Annotated in this window: 19 protein-coding genes; 12 read left to right on the top strand and 7 right to left on the bottom strand. The window is 73.7% G+C overall.

All coding sequences use genetic code 11. The features are described 5' to 3' along the window. Window positions 1–68: 68 nt before the first annotated feature. The 4 genes from AB0761_RS20305 to AB0761_RS20320 all read left to right on the top strand — a co-directional run bounded on the left by AB0761_RS20305 (window position 69) and on the right by AB0761_RS20320 (window position 3,471). Window positions 69–1,181, top strand: coding sequence for a Gfo/Idh/MocA family protein (locus AB0761_RS20305; protein WP_377270503.1), 1,113 nt, complete (start codon window positions 69–71; stop codon window positions 1,179–1,181). 127 nt (window positions 1,182–1,308) lie between these two features. Then, complete coding sequence (locus tag AB0761_RS20310) at window positions 1,309–2,088, top strand: polysaccharide deacetylase family protein (RefSeq protein WP_377270505.1); 780 nt, start codon at window positions 1,309–1,311, stop codon at window positions 2,086–2,088. Between the two features lie 113 nt (window positions 2,089–2,201). Beyond that, window positions 2,202–3,137, top strand: coding sequence for a hypothetical protein (locus tag AB0761_RS20315; protein WP_377270506.1), 936 nt, complete (start codon window positions 2,202–2,204; stop codon window positions 3,135–3,137). Between the two features lie 67 nt (window positions 3,138–3,204). After that, window positions 3,205–3,471: a GlsB/YeaQ/YmgE family stress response membrane protein gene (locus tag AB0761_RS20320; RefSeq protein WP_377270507.1), complete on the top strand. Its 267-nt coding sequence runs from the start codon at window positions 3,205–3,207 to the stop codon at window positions 3,469–3,471. Between the two features lie 37 nt (window positions 3,472–3,508). On the opposite strand, the gene AB0761_RS20325 is transcribed toward AB0761_RS20320, so the two are convergent. The 3 genes from AB0761_RS20325 to AB0761_RS20335 form a co-directional block, all read right to left on the bottom strand. Further along, window positions 3,509–4,351, bottom strand: a complete 843-nt coding sequence (locus tag AB0761_RS20325; RefSeq protein ID WP_377270508.1) for a hypothetical protein — start codon at window positions 4,349–4,351, stop codon at window positions 3,509–3,511. A 77-nt stretch (window positions 4,352–4,428) separates the two neighbouring features. Beyond that, a complete protein-coding gene (locus tag AB0761_RS20330; protein ID WP_377270509.1) occupies window positions 4,429–5,097 on the bottom strand; it encodes a dienelactone hydrolase family protein in 669 nt (222 codons plus the stop codon). Between the two features lie 27 nt (window positions 5,098–5,124). Continuing rightward, on the bottom strand, window positions 5,125–5,844 hold the full coding sequence (locus tag AB0761_RS20335; RefSeq protein ID WP_377270510.1) for a hypothetical protein: 720 nt from the start codon (window positions 5,842–5,844) through the stop codon (window positions 5,125–5,127). A 162-nt stretch (window positions 5,845–6,006) separates the two neighbouring features. On the opposite strand from AB0761_RS20335, the gene AB0761_RS20340 reads away from it, so the two are divergent. Further along, on the top strand, window positions 6,007–7,158 hold the full coding sequence (locus tag AB0761_RS20340; RefSeq protein WP_377270511.1) for a hypothetical protein: 1,152 nt from the start codon (window positions 6,007–6,009) through the stop codon (window positions 7,156–7,158). Between the two features lie 83 nt (window positions 7,159–7,241). Here AB0761_RS20340 and AB0761_RS20345 read toward each other — a convergent pair whose 3' ends face one another. Beyond that, window positions 7,242–7,568 (bottom strand): DUF6343 family protein, encoded by a 327-nt coding sequence (locus AB0761_RS20345; RefSeq protein WP_377270512.1) that lies wholly within the window; start codon window positions 7,566–7,568, stop codon window positions 7,242–7,244. Between the two features lie 379 nt (window positions 7,569–7,947). On the opposite strand from AB0761_RS20345, the gene AB0761_RS20350 reads away from it, so the two are divergent. Together AB0761_RS20350 and AB0761_RS20355 are read left to right on the top strand one after the other, a co-directional pair. Further along, window positions 7,948–9,414: a CopD family protein gene (locus AB0761_RS20350; protein ID WP_377270513.1), complete on the top strand. Its 1,467-nt coding sequence runs from the start codon at window positions 7,948–7,950 to the stop codon at window positions 9,412–9,414. A 305-nt stretch (window positions 9,415–9,719) separates the two neighbouring features. Beyond that, on the top strand, window positions 9,720–10,280 hold the full coding sequence (locus tag AB0761_RS20355; RefSeq protein WP_377270514.1) for a methylated-DNA--[protein]-cysteine S-methyltransferase: 561 nt from the start codon (window positions 9,720–9,722) through the stop codon (window positions 10,278–10,280). A gap of 111 nt (window positions 10,281–10,391) precedes the next feature. Here the strand turns inward: AB0761_RS20355 and tatA are convergent, their stop codons facing one another. Then, the gene (gene tatA / locus AB0761_RS20360; RefSeq protein ID WP_377270515.1) at window positions 10,392–10,634 is read right to left on the bottom strand and encodes a Sec-independent protein translocase subunit TatA; all 243 of its coding nucleotides are present in this window, start codon (window positions 10,632–10,634) and stop codon (window positions 10,392–10,394) included. A gap of 492 nt (window positions 10,635–11,126) precedes the next feature. Here tatA and AB0761_RS20365 point away from each other — a divergent pair, with 492 nt between their 5' ends. Beyond that, a complete protein-coding gene (locus AB0761_RS20365) occupies window positions 11,127–11,957 on the top strand; it encodes an SAM-dependent methyltransferase (protein WP_377270516.1) in 831 nt (276 codons plus the stop codon). A gap of 37 nt (window positions 11,958–11,994) precedes the next feature. Here AB0761_RS20365 and AB0761_RS20370 read toward each other — a convergent pair whose 3' ends face one another. After that, a complete protein-coding gene (locus AB0761_RS20370) occupies window positions 11,995–12,447 on the bottom strand; it encodes a PaaI family thioesterase (RefSeq protein ID WP_377270517.1) in 453 nt (150 codons plus the stop codon). A gap of 190 nt (window positions 12,448–12,637) precedes the next feature. On the opposite strand from AB0761_RS20370, the gene AB0761_RS20375 reads away from it, so the two are divergent. Further along, window positions 12,638–13,543, top strand: coding sequence for a LysR family transcriptional regulator (locus AB0761_RS20375; RefSeq protein ID WP_377270518.1), 906 nt, complete (start codon window positions 12,638–12,640; stop codon window positions 13,541–13,543). A 51-nt stretch (window positions 13,544–13,594) separates the two neighbouring features. Continuing rightward, window positions 13,595–13,849, top strand: coding sequence for a 2-hydroxymuconate tautomerase (locus AB0761_RS20380; protein WP_377270519.1), 255 nt, complete (start codon window positions 13,595–13,597; stop codon window positions 13,847–13,849). 67 nt (window positions 13,850–13,916) lie between these two features. On the opposite strand, the gene AB0761_RS20385 is transcribed toward AB0761_RS20380, so the two are convergent. Beyond that, window positions 13,917–14,207 carry a YiaA/YiaB family inner membrane protein gene (locus tag AB0761_RS20385; protein WP_377270520.1) on the bottom strand — a complete coding sequence of 97 codons (291 nt, stop codon included), beginning with the start codon at window positions 14,205–14,207 and terminating at the stop codon, window positions 13,917–13,919. Between the two features lie 72 nt (window positions 14,208–14,279). Here AB0761_RS20385 and AB0761_RS20390 point away from each other — a divergent pair, with 72 nt between their 5' ends. Both AB0761_RS20390 and AB0761_RS20395 read left to right on the top strand, forming a co-directional pair. Next, window positions 14,280–14,627 (top strand): VOC family protein, encoded by a 348-nt coding sequence (locus tag AB0761_RS20390; RefSeq protein WP_377270521.1) that lies wholly within the window; start codon window positions 14,280–14,282, stop codon window positions 14,625–14,627. A 61-nt stretch (window positions 14,628–14,688) separates the two neighbouring features. Continuing rightward, window positions 14,689–16,185, top strand: a complete 1,497-nt coding sequence (locus AB0761_RS20395; protein WP_377270522.1) for an MFS transporter — start codon at window positions 14,689–14,691, stop codon at window positions 16,183–16,185. Window positions 16,186–16,334: the final 149 nt, after the last annotated feature.

A 16,334-nucleotide genomic window follows, 5' to 3' on the forward strand; every position in this document is an offset into this window, starting at 1 on the left:
TGCCGGACCTGCCGACGTGGCTGCTCCGGGCCTTGATCCCAGGTCGTCCGCGAGTGTGATAATCCACCATGACCTCAGCTCTGACCTCAGGTAAGGCCAGTACGTTCGCGGTTGTCGGCCGCGGGTGGCGCGCGGAGTTCTTTGTCCGTCTGGCCGCTCTGCTGCCCGACCGGCTGACCCTGGTGGGCGCGGTCGTGCGACGCCCGGAGACGGCGGAGGAGCTCGGCCGCCGCTGGAAGGTGCCGGTGTACCTCTCGCCGGAGGAACTGCTGGCCAAGCAGCGCCCCGACTTCGTCATCACCAGCGTGCCCTGGCCGGTCAACCCGGAGGTGGTCGCCACCCTGGCCGAGGCCGGTGTCCGGGTGCTCAGCGAGACCCCGCCGGCGCCGGACGCGGACGGGCTGCGCAGGCTCTGGGACCGGGTGGGGGACCGCGGGCTGGTCCAGGTGGCCGAGCAGTACCTGCTGATGCCCGGCCATGCCGCCCGCCGGGCGCTGGTGGAACGCGGCGTGATCGGGCAGCCGACCAGCGTGCAGGTCTCCTCGACGCACATGTACCACGCGGTGTCGATGATCCGCGGTCTGCTGGGGGCCGGCTGCGGCCCGGTGGCCGTGACGGCGTCCCGTTTCCGGGCCCCGCTGGTCGACCCGCTCAGCCGGGACGGCTGGACCGGCGACGACACCCCCAAGGAGGCGGCGACCACCATCGCCACGCTGGACTTCGGCGGGGCCTCCGGCCTGTACGACTTCACCGACAACCAGTGGCACAACCAGCTGCGGCTGCGCCGGATCGTGGTCCGCGGCAGCCATGGCGAGCTGGCCGACGACACCGTGGTGCGGCTGGCCGGGGAGCGCACCATCACCAGGTCGGCGCTGGTGCGTTCGCAGCTCGGCCATGACCTCAACCTCGACGGCTACGACACCGAGCACATCGCCTTCGAGGGCGACATCCTCTATCGCAACCCCTTCCTGGGGGCGCGGCTGATGGACGAGGAGATCGCCATCGCCTCCATGATGACCGCGACCGGGGCCTGGGCCAGGGGTGAGGGCCCGGCGCCGTATCCGCTCGCCGAGGCCTGCCAGGACCATCTGATCGCGCTCGCGGTGGAGGAGTCGGCCGCCGTCGGCGCCACGGTGCGGACCGGTGCCGAGCCCTGGCACTCGGCCAAGCCGGAGGCCTGAGGTACGGCGCCATGTCTCGTTGCAGGGGCGGGACATGGCGCTGACCGGACGGTGAAGGGGTGCCGCCAGTCTGGTGGGTATCAGGGGATGGGGCGGGTCACACATCAGGAGAGTGGGGGCGGGTCGGATGCGGATCGGGAGGGGCGCGGCGGTGGTGCTGGCCGCGGCAGGTCTGGTACTGCCGCTGGCGGGGTGCGGGTCGTCGCAGGGGCGTGTGGTGCCCAGGGCGGACGTCCGGACGGCGACACCGGGGCCCCATGGGACCACCCGGCAGCACGACCGGCCCCCGCCGCCGGCAGCGGTGGGCAGGGAGATACAGCACAGTCTGGAGGACGGCGGCCGGAGCATCGGCCTGACCTTCGACGACGGACCGGACCCGACCTGGACGCCCCGGGTGCTGGACCTGCTGAAGAAGCATCATGCCAAGGCCGTTTTCTGCATGATCGGGCCCCGGGCGGCGGCCGAGCCCGCGCTGGTGCGGCGGATCGTCGCCGAGGGCCACCGGCTGTGCGACCACTCGGTGCACCATGACGAGCAGCAGTCCAGCCGGTCCGACGACTACAACCTGCATGAGATCGTCGACGCCCAGCAGGAGATCGCGACGGCCGCCGGCCCGGGTGCCGAGCTCTGGTACTACCGCGCTCCGGGCGGCGACTTCACCCCGAAGATCCGCACCATGGCCGCCTCGCACGGCCTGCGTCCGCTGGGCTGGCAGGTGGACTCCGAGGACTGGCGGCTGCCGGGGGCCCCGGCGATCCTGCACACCGTGCTCTCCGAGCTGAAGCCCGGCCGGATAGTGCTGCTGCACGACGGTGGCGGCGACCGCTCCCAGACCCTGTCCGCGCTGGCCCAGCTGCTGGACCGGCTGGACAAGGAGGGCTGGACGTACAGCTTCCCGCGCCGCTGAGGGAGCACACGCGGGCCCGTCCGCGGGGCCGGGGGGCGGGTCGGGACCGGCCCACGGCGGCTTCGGCCCCACCGGCCCCCCGCAGACGGGCCGGACTCCCTACTGTTGGCCCCATGGGCGATCAGGAGCACCAGACCCCCGCGGAGCGGGCGACGGAGATCGAGGCCGTCGTCACCCTGCAGATCCGCGTCACCGACTGGGCCGCGCTGCGGGCCGCGGGCCATCGCGCAGTGCGCGGAATCCGCTTCGAGGGCACCGACCCGGAGGCCCAGCGCGCCGCCATGGCGGCCGAGGTCGACGAGAGCCCGCAGGGAGCCCTCAATGTGCTGCTCGACCCGGACCAGCTGCTGGAGGGCATCCCCGGGGTGGAGCTGCTGGGCGGTGCCCTCACCACCCGGCCGGCCGATGAGGTGGAGCCGGACTTCGCCGAGCTCTTCCCGCTGGACCTCCCGCCGGGAGCGGCGGAGGGCCCGGGGGAGGGCTGGCTGCTGACCCCCCGTACGGCCTGCCTGCTGTTCGAGCAGCTCTCGGCGCTGGCCGACGCCGCCTATGACGATGTGGAGGAGTACGCCGGAGCCCCCGTCCTGGCGGGGGAGGAGCACGAGTGGGCGGTGCTGGGCCGGCTGCCCAGACTGACCTGGAAGCAGGACGTCCCGTGGCGGCGGGAGATGGCCCGTGCCTTCGACGACCTGGCCGGGGACCTGGCGGACGGGCGGTGGCCGGAGCCGGGCTGCCCGGCCGAGGAGCTGGCCCTGGAGCTGGCGCTGTCGGATGCCGCCGCGGCGCTGGAGGACGAGCCCGACCACATCGCCGAGCTGATGGACGGCCTTCCGGCGCACCCCTTCGACTACGACTGGACCGCCTGCCGGGAGTGCTTCCCGCGGCACCGGCAGGTGCTGCTGCTGGACGACCCCGAGCTGGACGGCATCGAGGACCCCGACTCCGACGCCAACCGGGAGCTGGGCCTCGGCGACCTGCGCCCGCCGGCCTGGTTCACGCCCTTCGCCGGGGCGGAGCCGCGGGACCCGGACCGTGGTTTCCGCCGCTGAAACCGACCGACCGCCGGGCGGCGTCCTATCGTGTGTCAAAGCCCCACCTGAGAGGCAGGACCGCGTCATGGGAGTCGTTGCCTGGATCGTCCTCGGCCTGGTCGCCGGAGCCGTCGCCAAGATCATCCTGCCGGGCCGCGACCCCGGCGGCCTGATCGTCACCACGCTGATCGGCGTGGCCGGATCGTTTGTCGGCGGCTGGGCGTCGGCCAGGTTCCTGGACCGCCCGATCAGCCGGCACTTCTTCGACCTGCCCACCTGGATCGCGGCGGTGGCCGGATCTCTGGTGCTGCTGGTCGCCTACCGGATCCTCTTCGGCAACTCCCGCGACTGAGCGGGTCCGCCCGGCTCCCGGAGCCGGGCGGACCCGCTCAGCCCGCGTCCAGGAGTGAGCGGACCGACCGCTTGAGGGCGGCCGTGAAGGTGTCCCGGGTGGCGTGGTCGACCAGGTCGAGCGAGAGATAGGGGTTGAGGTCCTCCAGCTCGACCAGGAGCAGCTCCCCGTCACGGGTGCGGCAGGCGTCCACCCGCTGGATGCCGTGGTCGAGGGTGTTCCAGTCGACAAAACCCTGGGCGAAGTCCAGGTCCGCGGGCTCGGGGCGGTAGGGCACCAGCTCCCAGCGGCGGGCCGGGTCGGGGGCGTGGAGTGCGTACTGGAACACCCGGTCCACGAAGTAGAACGACACCTCGTAGCGGAAGTCGACCAGGGGCTGGACCAGCATCCCGTCGAGCGGCACCGCCGGGCCGTGGAGCTCGTCGGCGGTGACGATCCGCATGCCCAGCGAGTCGGCGCCAAGCTCCGGCTTGACCACGTACTCCGCCGCTGCGGGGAGCCGGTCGAGGTGGTCGCGGCGGTCGACGGTGGGGATCACCGGACGGCCGGCGGCGGTGAGGTCGACCAGGTAGCGCTTGCCCGCCATGTCGCCGCGCCCGTGGAGGGGGTTGAGCAGCCGGATGCCGCGCGCCGCGGCCTCGGTCCGGAACTCCTCGTAGGCGCTGCGGTAGTGGATCACCGGGCCGCTGTTGCGGACCAGGACCACATCGAAGGAGTCCATCAGCCGCACCGCGTCCAGCGGATGGCACAGGGCGACGGTGAAGTCCTCGCGCAGCCGGGCGGAGAGCAGGGTGTCCTCGTCGCCGTACCGCCGCCCGCGGGCCGGATAGGTGAGGTCGGTGACGAGCAGGACCGCGGGGCGGCTGGGACTGGCGGCCATGCCGGACTCCTCTCAGGGGCCGCTGCCGATCACCGGCCCCTCCGCATGGATACCACCAGCCTGCCGTCGGCCCGCGGTCAGGGCGACGCCGGGGGATGTTCCGAGGCCATCCGCAGAAAGCACTCGGCCGCTGCGGCAGCCACCTCGCCCAGCGTCCCCGGCTCCTCGAAGAGATGGGTGGCGCCGGGCACCACGGTGATCCGGTGCGGGGCCGTGAGCCGCGCCGCGGCCTCCTCGTTCAGCCGCAGCACCTGCCGGTCCTCGCCGCCGACCAGCAGCAGCACGGGCGCCCGGACCCGGTCCAGCGCCTCCCCGGCCAGATCGGGCCGGCCGCCGCGGGAGACCACCGCCCGTACCTTCAGCGGCCGCTCGGCCGCCGCCTGCAGCGCCGCCGCGGCCCCGGTGCTGGCGCCGAAGAGGCCCAGCGGGAGGGCCGCGGTGTCGGGCCGGCGGTCGAGCAGGTCGACGGCGGCGACCAGGCGGCGGGTGAGCAGCGGGATGTCGAAGCGGTGCTCGGCGGTGACCGCGTCGACCCTCTCCTCGTCCTCGGTGAGCAGGTCCAGCAGCAGCGTGCCCAGGCCGACCTCCTGGAGTGCGCCCGCCACCGCCCGGTTGCGCGGGCTGTGCCGTGAGCTGCCGCTGCCGTGGGCGAAGAGCACCACCGCGCGGGGCTGCGGAGGGAGTGAGAGGTCGCCGGTGAGCTGCGCCCCGGTGGGGTCGGTGAGATGGACGGTCTCCTCGGGCATGGCAGCTCCTCTTCGGTTCGGCGCGCCCTACCGCCCGATGTCGCGGGCGAGCTCCAGGGCGAGCACCCGGTCCAGATGGACGAAGGTCTCGAATCTGGCCCCGGCGGGCACCTCGTCGGCCCGGTCCAGCCGGTGCAGCAGGTCGAGTGCGGTTGCGGTGTCCAGGCCCTCGGCGAAGCCGGCGCGGGCGGCGCGTACGGTCTCGGCGTGCGCGGGCCGGGAGGGCTCCCCCGCCCAGTCGGCCACCCGGCGGCGCCAGTGGGTGAGGGTGCCGGCCGCCTCGGCCAGCCCCTCCGGGGTGAGCCGGACCGGCTCGGCCGGGGTGTGGCCCAGCAGGGCCAGCCGCAGTGCCAGCGGATCAGGGGGGAGGTCGAGAGTGCCGCCGGGGTCCACCGGGCCGACCTCCACCGGGGCGGGCCGGGGGGCGTCGCCGTCGGTGGCGTCGGCGGCGCCGGGTACGGACACCTCGACGTGGATCGGGCCGCCCAGGGCGGCGGGGACGTCCCGGGAGTGGGCCTGGGCCGCGGGCGGGTGGACATTGAGCCGCTCCGCGTCCCGCGTCAGCGCCTTGACCTCCCCCGGGGCCGGGTCGTCCGGCAGGCCCAGGCCGACCATGGCCTGCCGCCCGCCCAGCCCCGCGGTGCGCAGCAGCACATCGGCGACCAGCAGTACCCGCAGGTCGCTGAGGTGCGGGGGCCGGCCGGCCAGCGTCGTACGGGCGTGGACCCGCAGCAGGGCTCTGGCCAAGACGTCCTCCGGATGATCGCATCGGGTCGCGGTACGGGCTGCTTCTGCCTCGTGCCCGCTCGGGGGGCCCGGCACGCGTTGCGGATGCAGGGCATTCGTCGGAGCGGGCGGGGTAGGAGGAGGTTCTGATTGTGGTCCCTGTCCCCGAGCATGGGGGAGATCATGGACATCGGAAAGCTCAAGCCCCTCCTCGACCACGAAGGACCGTGGGCGTCGGTCTATCTGGACACCTCGCGGGCCACCGCCGACGCCGTCAAGCTGCAGCAACTGCGCGAGAGGTCGGTCGCCGACCGCCTGGTCGAGCAGGGCGTCGACACAGCCACCCGGGCCGCGGTGCTCGACCGCCTGGCCCATGAGCCGGTCTCCCGGGCTCCGGCGGGCCGCGCGATCTTCGCCGCCGGCGGCGAGGTGGTGCTGGACCTCTCGCTGGATGTGTCACCGTCCGTGGTGGACGCCTCCTGGTCGGTGCTGCCGCATGTGGCGCCCCTGATGGAGCTGCTCGCCGACGACCCCCTCTGCCTGGTCGCCTATGTCGACCGGGCGGGAGCCGATCTGGAACTGCGCGCCCCGCACGGATGGGAGCCACGTGAACAGGTGGCCCGGACGGAGCGCCCCGAGAGTCAGGACCGCGGACACCGTACGGTGCCCGACGACCGCGGCGAGTGGCACTACCGCAACTGGGTGGCCAATGAGCGCAGCCGCACGGCCGAGACGGTCGCCGCGGAGCTCACCCGGCAGTGGCCGTCCAGCGGGGCGCAGCTGCTGGTGCTGGTCGGCGAGCCACGTGAACGCCGGGCCGTCCACGCCAAGCTGCCCGAGCAGCTGCGGCAGGTGACGGTGGAGGCGGACGGCTCCGGCCGGTCCGGCGGTGCGTCGATGCACCTGCTGGACCAGCAGATCGCCCAGCTCTGCGAAGGGTATGTGCGGCAGCGGCTGGAGGACGCGCTGGCCCGGTTCCACGCCGGACGCGGTCGGCCGGGCGAGCACGGCCCGCTCGGAGCGGACAGCGTGCCGGGCGTGGCGGCGGAGGGGATGCCCGCCGTTGTGGACGCCGCCCGCAGCCGCCAGGTGGCATCGCTGCTGGTCGGCGAAGCCGGGGCCGACCCGGGCCGCTCGGTGTGGGTGGGCCCTGAACCAGAGCAGGTCGCGGTGCAGCGCGGCCAGGTGCGGGCGATGGGCGTGCCCGAACCGGTCGCGGCACGGGCGGACGACGCGCTGCTGCGGTGCGCGGTGGCGGCGGGCGCCGAGGTGCTGCGGGTGCCCGACGGGGTCGAGGGTCCCGCGGGCGGGTTGGGGGCGGTACTGCGCTGGTAGCCGGTGAGGTCGGCGACGGCCCCGCGGGAGCCGTGCAGCCCGGTGACTGCCGGGCTGCACGGCTCCCGCGCAGGTTGCCGGGCTCAGCCCCGGGCGCGCATACGGCGGGCTATGACGGCGAGGTCGACCAGGGCGACGAGGGTGAGGGCCGCGCAGATGGCGGCGAAGAGGATGTAGGTGTCCCGGTTGGGTGCGGGACCCGTGCCGGCGTCCGCGGCGAGCAGGGCGAAGGCGATGGTCCCCGCCAGGAAGAGCGGCGCGAAGAGCAGCGACAGCGTCCGCCGCAGCCGGAGGTCGCTGAGCGCGGTGCGCGGCTCGGTGCCGGTACGCACCCGGCGCCGGCGGTGCGGCCGCTCCGGGGGGTGGTAGGGGCCGTACACCAGGGAAGCGCGGGTACGTCGGTCGGCCATGTCCTCACCTCGTTCCGATCGGCCCTGTCACCTACCCGCGGCAGCAGGTGTCAACCGGGTGCCGCCGCCGGAGCCGGTGCCCGGGGCGGCGGCGGTGCGGCCGCCCCTGCACCGGGCGGATCGCACCGCGCCGGCCGCGCGGCCGGTAGGCCGCGGGAGCCGCGGTGAACCGTCCGGGTCCCGGCCGCGTAGCGGGTGCGGAGGTGGCCGCCGGGCCGGCCACCAGGGGCAGGGGAGTGATCGATGCTGCGCCGCTCGGCGGCCGTGCTGGTGCTGATGTGCACGCTGCTGCTGGGCGGCGCGGGCCCGGCTGCCGCGCATGCCGCCCTGTCCGGGTCCGCCCCGGCGGCGGATGCCGTCCTGAAGAGCGCGCCCCGAGGTGGTGCTCACCTTCAGCGAGGGGGTGAGCGTCCCGCCCGAGGGGCTGCGGGTGCTGGGGCCCGACGGTCTGCGGGTGGACGACCGGCGGCCGGGCCACGCCGGGGGTGACGGGCGCAGCGCCAGGGTGGCCCTGGTGGGGCGGCTTCCGCAGGGCACCTATGTTGTCTCCTGGCGGGTGGTGTCCGCCGACAGCCACCCGGTGTCGGGCGGGTTCACCTTCTCCGTCGGCCATGAGACCGCCGCTCCCGCCGCGCCGGGGGACGGGGGCGGTGCCGTGGTCGGCGTGGTCTACGGCATCGGCCGCGGGCTGGCCTACGCCGGGTTCGTCGTCCTGGTCGGTGGTGCGCTGCTGGTGCGGGGCAGCGGCGCGGTGCGGCGGCTGGTCCTGGCCGGGTGGGCGGTGCTGCTGGTGGCGACGGCCGGGCTGCTGGTGCTGCGTACGCCCTATGAGTCGGGCGGCTTCGGCTGGGCGGCCGTGCGGGAGACCCTGGGCGGCAGGCCCGCGCTGGCGCTGCTGGCCAGACTGGTGCTGGTGGTGCCGCTCGGGCCGATGCTGCGCCGTGGTGTGCCAGTGGCCGTGGCGGCGGTGCCCGCGGTCGCCGCGGGGGCCACCTGGGCGGCGTCGGAGCATGCCTCCACGGGGATGCAGGTGGCGCTGGCCGTCCCGTTGGACCTGCTGCATCTGCTGGCGGCGTCGGTGTGGCTCGGCGGACTGGCGGCGCTGCTGGTGACGCTGGTCGCGGAGCCGCCGCGGGAGGCGGCGGTGTCGGCGGCCCGCTTCTCCCGGCGGGCGCGGGCGGCGGTGGCGGTGCTGGTGGTGACCGGGGTGTACCAGTCCTGGCGGCAGGTGGGGTCCTGGCATGCGCTGGGGGCCACCGGTTACGGACGGCTGCTGTCGGCCAAGCTGGTGGCGGTGGCCCTGCTGCTGGCCGCCGCCTGGTACTCGCGGCGCTGGACCGCGGGTCCGGCCGGTTCGGGAGCGGTGGCGCGGCTGCGCTGGTCGGTGGCGGCCGAGACGGCGGTGGGTGCGGTGGTCCTGGCGCTCACCGCACTGCTGACAGCCACGCAGCCCGCTCGTACCGAGGTGGAGTTCACCGCTGCTGCGGCTGGGCCGAAGCCCACGGTCTATGCGCAGGTGCCCTTTGACACCGGGCTCTCCGGCGGGCGCGGCAGGGGGACGGTGCAGATCGTGCTGGATCCCGGCCGGGCCGGTGACAACTCCCTGCAGGCCGTGGTGCTGACCCGGGGCGGCGCCCTGGCGGTGGTGCCGGAGCTGCGGATCGGGATGGCCCTTCCGGATCGGGGGATCGGACCGCTCCAGGTGCCGCTGGAGCAGCGCGGTGCCGCCTGGGAGTCGGACGATGTGCGGGTTCCGCTGCCGGGCCGCTGGACGCTGACCGTTGTGGTGCGGACCTCGGACATCGACGAGGACACCGAGACCGTCCAGGTGGAGATCCCCGGCTGAGCCCCCGTGCCGGCCGGGCGCCGTCGGGCTACGGCGCCGGCGGGAGGGATCTGCGGGGCACGGGTGACGGCGCCGCCACTGCGGTACCGGGTGCGCCTCGCTCCCCGCCCCGGTGAGCCGCCACAGCTCCTCGGCCGGGCCCCGCGAACCGTTTCGCCGCCCTCTTCGGGCACCGGCCGTTGTCCGGGAGCGCCGCGCCGGGCCCTGCGTGCGCGGATTTCCGCCATGATCCCCGGGGGATTTCCGCTCCCGCCCCGGGGCGGGTGATGCTGGTGGGTGACGCCGAACGGAAGGGGAGCGCGGCGATGGCCGTCAGCTGGGCGAGCGTGGAGGCACCGGAGCCGGTGGGCGGTGTGAGCGTGGCCGTCACCACGGCGGGCGCTGCGGCGGTGGCGTTCTCGGTACAGCCGCCGGCCGAGGTACCGGCCCTGCTGGCGTCCGCGCCGGGGGCCGACGCGGAGCGGACGGCGCTGGTGGCGCGGCAGGTCGCCGAATATCTGGCAGGACGGCGGCGGGTCTTCGACTTCCCGGTGGACTGGTCGCTCACCTCGGGCGCCCAGCGAACGGTGCTCCAGGCGCTGCACCGTGCGGTCGGCTACGGCCGTACGGTCACCTATGGCGAGCTGGCCGCGGGCAGTGGGGTGTACGACGGGGTGGCGCCGGGTGAGCGCTGGGCGGGGGCGCGCAGTGTCGGCCAGATCATGGGGTCCAACCCGCTGGCGCTGATCGTGCCCTGCCACCGGGTGGTGGCCTCCGACGGCCTGGGCGGCTTCGGCGGAGGGTACGGCGGGGTGGAGGTCAAGCGGTGGCTGCTGACCCTGGAGGGCGTGCTGCCGCCCACCCTCGACTGGAACGGCCCGGCCTGATCCGCCGGACGGGAACGGCCCGACGGATCCGCCGGAAAGGGCGCGGGGAGCGGCAGCACCGGCCCCGGCAGTGCTGCCGGGTCCCCGCTGCGGCTCCCCGCGCCCCTGAGGTCAGGACGCCTTGTGCTCCTGAAGCGGCTGCTGCTGAAGCGGCTGCTGCACGGGCTCCTCGGCTGCGGTGACCCGCTCGACGGTCGGGGTGTCGTCGCGCATGGCCTTGGTCTCGGCCTTGAGGATGCGCATCGATTTGCCCAGCCCGCGTGCCATCTCCGGAAGCTTCTTGGAGCCAAACAGCAGGACGACCACCACCAGCACCAGAATCAGGTGCCACGGTTCCAGTCCGTTCCTCAACACGGTCGCCTCACCCCTCTCTTCGTCTCGTGGGCCGGGCCGGTGCCCAGGCCTCCATGTGCAGTATCACCCGGACAGCCCTCCCCGTACTCGATCAGTCCGGGTCGGAAGATCGTACGGCCGCCATCCGGTGGCGTTATGTACCGCATTGCCAAGGGATGCACGGCCACCGCCGCCGTGAGATCCCGCCGGCACCCGTCTCGGTATGTGGGCCCGGCGGACCTCGTCGAACCTCGGTGGTCTCCCCGATGCCGCCGGTCAGGGGTATCGGGCGCGATCGTCGCCGAGCGCCGTTCCCTCGCTGCGGACCGGTGCGCCCTGCCCCGTGCGGTGCGCAGCCGATGCCTTGGGCGGCCCGTCTCCCGGCTCTGCCGGGGAGCGCGAAAATCCGTGCTGTCGGTGGCCGTGAGTGCGCCCGGACGCCCCCGGGCGCCGAATAGAGTGGCCGCTGATCCATCGTCAGGATCATCCAGCCGCAGGGAACGGGAGTCCGCAGTGCCGGACCGGGACACCAGGCCGCTCGCCGACCAGCCGGTGGTGGGGGCGCCACCGCCCAACATCGCCCGTATCTACGACTACCTCCTCGGCGGCAAGGACCACTTCTCCGCCGACCGCGAGATCGGCGCCCTGATCGAGAAGTCCACCCCCGAGGTGCATCTCGGGGTGCGGGAGCAGCGGGCCGTGCTGCGCAGGGCCGTCCGCCACCTGGTCGCCGAGGCGGGACTGACCCAGCTGATCGACATCGGCTCCGGCCTGCCCACCGCCAGCAATGTGCACGAGGTGGCGCACCGGATCGACCCCTCGGTGCGTGTGGTCTACGTCGACAACGACCCCGTGGTGCTCGCCCACGCCCGCGCCCTGCTGGCCGACAACGAGCAGACTCTCGTCGTCGAGGGCGACCTGCGGCAGCCGCGCACCATCCTGGACAACGCCGAGCTGCGCGACCACCTCGACCTGGACCGGCCGGTCGGCCTGCTGCTCTGCGGCATCCTGCACTACATCCTCGACGAGGAGGACCCGGAGGGGGTCACCCGGCAGCTGTATGCGGCGCTGGCCCCGGGCAGCCATGTCTTCGTCCACCACCTGGTGGCGGGCGCGGACGACGACGATCCCGACGCCCGGGCGATCGAGCGGACGCTGCGGCAGAGTGTCGGCCGCGGCCAGTTCCGCACCGTGGAGCAGGTCGCGGCGCTGCTGCACGACCTGGAGCCGGTCGACCCCGGAGTCACCCTGGTCACCCGCTGGCGCCCGGACCCCGACACCCCGTCGGTGGAGGACAACCCCGTGCTCCGGCTGGCCGCCGTCGCCCTCGCCCGCAAGCCCTGAGCCCCGGACGGCGCACCGCTGGGGCCCGGCCGGGGCGTCAGCGGCGGTCAACCGCGATCATGGTGGCCTGCATCAGGGCGACCGGCTTGCGTGCGTCGCCGTCCACCGACTCCACCTCGGCCGACACCACCGTGATGGTGCGGCCGGCACGGACCACGGTCGCGGTCGCCCGCAGCCGCTCGCCGACACCGGGGCTCAGCAGGTTCATCTTGAACTCCACGCTGAGCACGTTCTTGTCGGCCGGCATCAGCGACTGCGCGGCCGCGCCGGCGGCGGTGTCGGCCAGGGTGGTGATCGCCCCGGCGTGCACAAAGCCGTCCTGCTGGGTGACCGCCGCCCGCACCGGCAGGTCGAGCACCACCCGGCCGCGGCTGATCTCGACCACCTCCACCCCCAGGGTGGTCAGCAGCGCCTGCCGGTCCAGGGTGTCCCGCACCCGGGCGACAGCGGCGGTCTCATCGGTGGCGGAGTCATGGGTGGTGCTGGTCACATCGGGCTCCAGTCGGCGCGGTGCACGGGCCCGGCCACGATGCGCGGCGGAGCGTCCCCGAGTCAAGATCGACCCGGTCGCTCCCCGGCCACCTGGCCCTTCGGCCAGTAGATCTGCTGCGGGCGGCGCAGTTGGATGGGGTGTCCGGCAGAAACCCCGCCTCCGCCCGGGAGGCCGCACTGGAGGCTGTATGGAGTTGCGGCAGTTGCAGTACTTCACCGCGGTGGCCGAGGAGCTGCACTTCGGCCGGGCCGCCCAGCGGCTGCACATCGTGCAGTCGGCCGTCAGCCAGCAGGTGCAGCGGCTGGAGCGGGAGCTGGGAGTACTGCTGTTCCAGCGGACCAGCCGCACGGTGGTGCTCACCCCCGAGGGCCGGCAACTGCTGCCCCGGGCGCTGGCCGTGCTGGCCGCCACCGATGCCTTCACCGCCGAGGCCAGGCAGCTGGCCGAGTACGGGGCCGCCCGCCCGCTGCGGCTGGGGACCGGCTCCAGCCTGGGCAGCAGACTCGATGTCTTCCTGGACGCGGTGGCCGAGCAGGACACCCGGCTGCGGGTGCAGTTCGAGAAGTCCGGACGGGAGGAGCGGCTGCGCCGGGTCCGCGACGGCAGGCTGGACGCGGCGTTCGTCCGCGGTGCGGCACCGCAGGCCGGGCTGCGGCGGCTGCCGCTGTGGGAGGACCGGCTGCTGGTGGTCCTGCCGGCCGTGCATCCGCTGGCCGCGCTGGACCCGCTGCCGCTGCACCGGCTGCGCGGGCTGCCGCTGCGGCTCGCCCCGTCGGCCCGCGAGTCGGGTCTGAGCGAGGCCGTGGGCGCGGCCTGCCGGGCCGCCGGCTTCGAACCGGAGTCAGGACGGCCCAACACCTCGCTGGCCGAGACGCTGGCCGAACTGGCCGCCGGCGAGGAGGCCTGGACGGTGCTCTTCGCCGCCAGCAGCGACCTCGCCATCACCCGGCGGGTCGCCTGCCGGGAGCCGGCAGGTCCGCCGATGCTGCTGCCCACCGGGCTCGCCGTCAGGGACGACCTGGAGCCCGGGCGGCTGCGGCTGCTGGAGGCCGCCTGCGCCGCTGCGGCCTCCGCGATCGATCACGACCGGTGATCGGTGCCTTCTCCGGATGCTGCTTGTTGCGCGGTGCGCCGCGGTGATGGAGTGGATGTCGAACGGGGTGGCTCCGCACCACCCCGGACCCCAGCATCCGACAAGGAGTCAGCCATGCCCCTGATCGAGGTCAAGCAGATCGCCGGCCGCACCGTCGAGCAGAAGCGCGAGATCGCCCGCGAGCTCACCGAGGCCTTCGTCCGGGCCACCGGGGCCAAGGCGGAGAGCATCTGGGTCACCATCGAGGACCTCCCCAAGGAGAACTGGGCCACCGGCGGCACCCTGATCGCCGACCGCCCCGCCTGACCCCCGCCGCTGCGGGCCCGGGCGGCACCGTGCGCGGTACTCACCGGGCCCCAGCGGGCGGCCGGGGTCAGACGCCCTCGACCTTGAAGGGGTCGTGTTCCGCCAGCAGTTTCTCCAGCCGTGCCTGGTCGACGCGGCTGACCATGTCCGAGGTCTCCTGCCGGTCCCGCACGCACTTGGCCAGCGTGAACGCCGAGGTGACCACATACAGCAGGCCGACCGCGAGGAACGCCCGCATCCAGGCGTCGACCGGCAGAAAGGCGATTCCGACCGCGAGCGCGCCGCCGGACAGCGCGAACGAGAGGACCGCCTGCACGTAGTACGCGGACGTGGTCCGCGGTTGCATCGATGCGCTCATGGCGGCATCATCGCGCCGGGCGGGACGCGCCGCATGAGTACGGATACCCAGGTTCGGCAGTAGGTTGGCTCTGTGCTGGGACGAATCGACGAACTCGTCATGGACTGCGCCGAGCCGGCCGTACTGGTGCGCTTCTGGGCCGCCGTGCTCGGGGGGCGTCCGGTGGACCGCAGCCCCGACTGGTCGTATGTGGACCCGCCGGACCAGCAGCCGAGAATCGCCTTCCAGCGGGTCCCCGAGGCCAGGCCGGCCGGCAAGAACCGGCTCCATCTCGATGTCTGCGTGGACGACATCGACAAGGCCCGGGAGCAGCTGCTGGCCTGCGGGGCGCGGGCGGTGGGCGAGGTGCAGGCCGATGAGCAGGGGGCCTTCCAGGTGATGCGCGACCCCGAGGGCAACGAGTTCTGCCTGGTGCGTTAGGCGCCGCCGGTCGGGGCAGACGCCTGTCCACAGTGGTGGACGCGACTGCGGAGGGCCGTGCATGAGTGGCGAGGAGGCCGCCGACGGCGGCGGTGTGCAGACCGGTGTGATCCGCACCAGGGTCCCGGCCCGGCTGGACCGGCTGCCCTGGTCGCCCTGGCACTGGCGGATCGTCATCGGCCTGGGCACCGTCTGGATCCTGGACGGCCTCGAGGTCACCATCGTCGGCAACATCGCCGGCCGGCTCTCCGAGCCGGGCAGCGGCCTGGCGATCTCCGGGGCACAGGTCTCCGGCCTGGCCGCGGCGCTCTATGTGGCGGGGGCCTGTACGGGGGCGCTCTTCTTCGGGTGGCTGACCGACCGGCACGGCCGGAAGAAGCTGTTCATGCTGACGCTCTGCGTCTACCTGGCGGCCACCGCCCTGACCGCGGTCTCCTGGACCGCCTGGTTCTTCTTCCTCTGCCGTTTCGTCACCGGCTTCGGCATCGGGGGCGAGTACGCGGCGATCAACTCCGCCATCGACGAGCTGATCCCCAGCCGCCACCGGGGCCGGATCGACATCATCATCAACGGCTCCTTCTGGGTGGGCGCGGGCGCCGGGGCGCTGCTCTCGGTGCCGTTGCTGAACACCTCGCTGCTCGCGGTGAACGTCGGCTGGCGGCTCGCCTTCGGCCTGGGCGTGGTGCTGGGGATGGTGATCCTGCTGGTGCGCCGCCATGTGCCGGAGAGCCCCCGGTGGCTCTTCATCCACGGCCGGGAGGAGGAGGCCGAGGAGGTGGTGGCCGAGGCGGAACGCATCGTGGCGGAGCAGACCGGTGCGGCCCTGGAGGAGCCCGAGCAGTCGATCACCATCCGGCAGCGGCGCAGCATCGGCTTCGCCGTGATCGCCCGCACCATGGTGAAGCTCTACCCGGGCCGCACCGTGCTCGGCCTGTCGCTCTTCATCGGCCAGGCCTTCCTCTACAACGCGGTGACCTTCGGGTACGCGACCATCCTCAGCACCTTCTTCCAGGTGCCCACCGGCTCCACGGGCTACTACTTCGTGGTGATCTGCGTCGGCAACTTCCTCGGCCCGCTGCTGCTGGGCCCGCTCTTCGACTCGGTGGGCCGCAAGCCGATGATCTCCGGCACCTACATTCTCTCCGGGGTGCTGCTGCTGGGCACGGCGGCGCTGTTCCGCGCGGGGTCGCTCTCCGCGGGGTCGCTGACGGCCTGCTGGGCGGTGGTGCTCTTCTTCGCCTCGGCGGGTGCCAGCTCGGCGTACCTCACGGTGAGTGAGGTGTTCCCGATGGAGACCCGGGCGATGGCGATCGCCTTCTTCTATGCGGTCGGAACGGCGGTCGGAGGCATCTCCGGGCCGCTGATCTTCTCCGAGCTGGTGTCCACCGGGAAGCCGTCCGACACCGCGCTCGCCTTCTCCGTCGGGGCCCTGCTGATGATCGCGGCGGGGGTGGTGGAGCTGTTCCTGGGGGTGCGGGCGGAGCGGCAGGGGCTGGAGTCGATCGCTCTGCCGCTCACCGCGGAGGAGCCGCAGGCGCCCGAGACGGCCTCTTCATGACCCTTCGTGGCCGGATGCTGACGGGGCGGAAGGGGATGGAAGCCGCTGGAGGTGCGATCAGCGGCAATTCGCCCCTCCTGTCCCTTGCGGCTGGCTTTGCATCTCCCAAGTGGCTTGGAATCGCGGCGTCCTGGGATTAACGTTTGATA

This window comes from Peterkaempfera podocarpi (assembly GCF_042466665.1).
Lineage (GTDB): Bacteria > Actinomycetota > Actinomycetes > Streptomycetales > Streptomycetaceae > Peterkaempfera > Peterkaempfera podocarpi.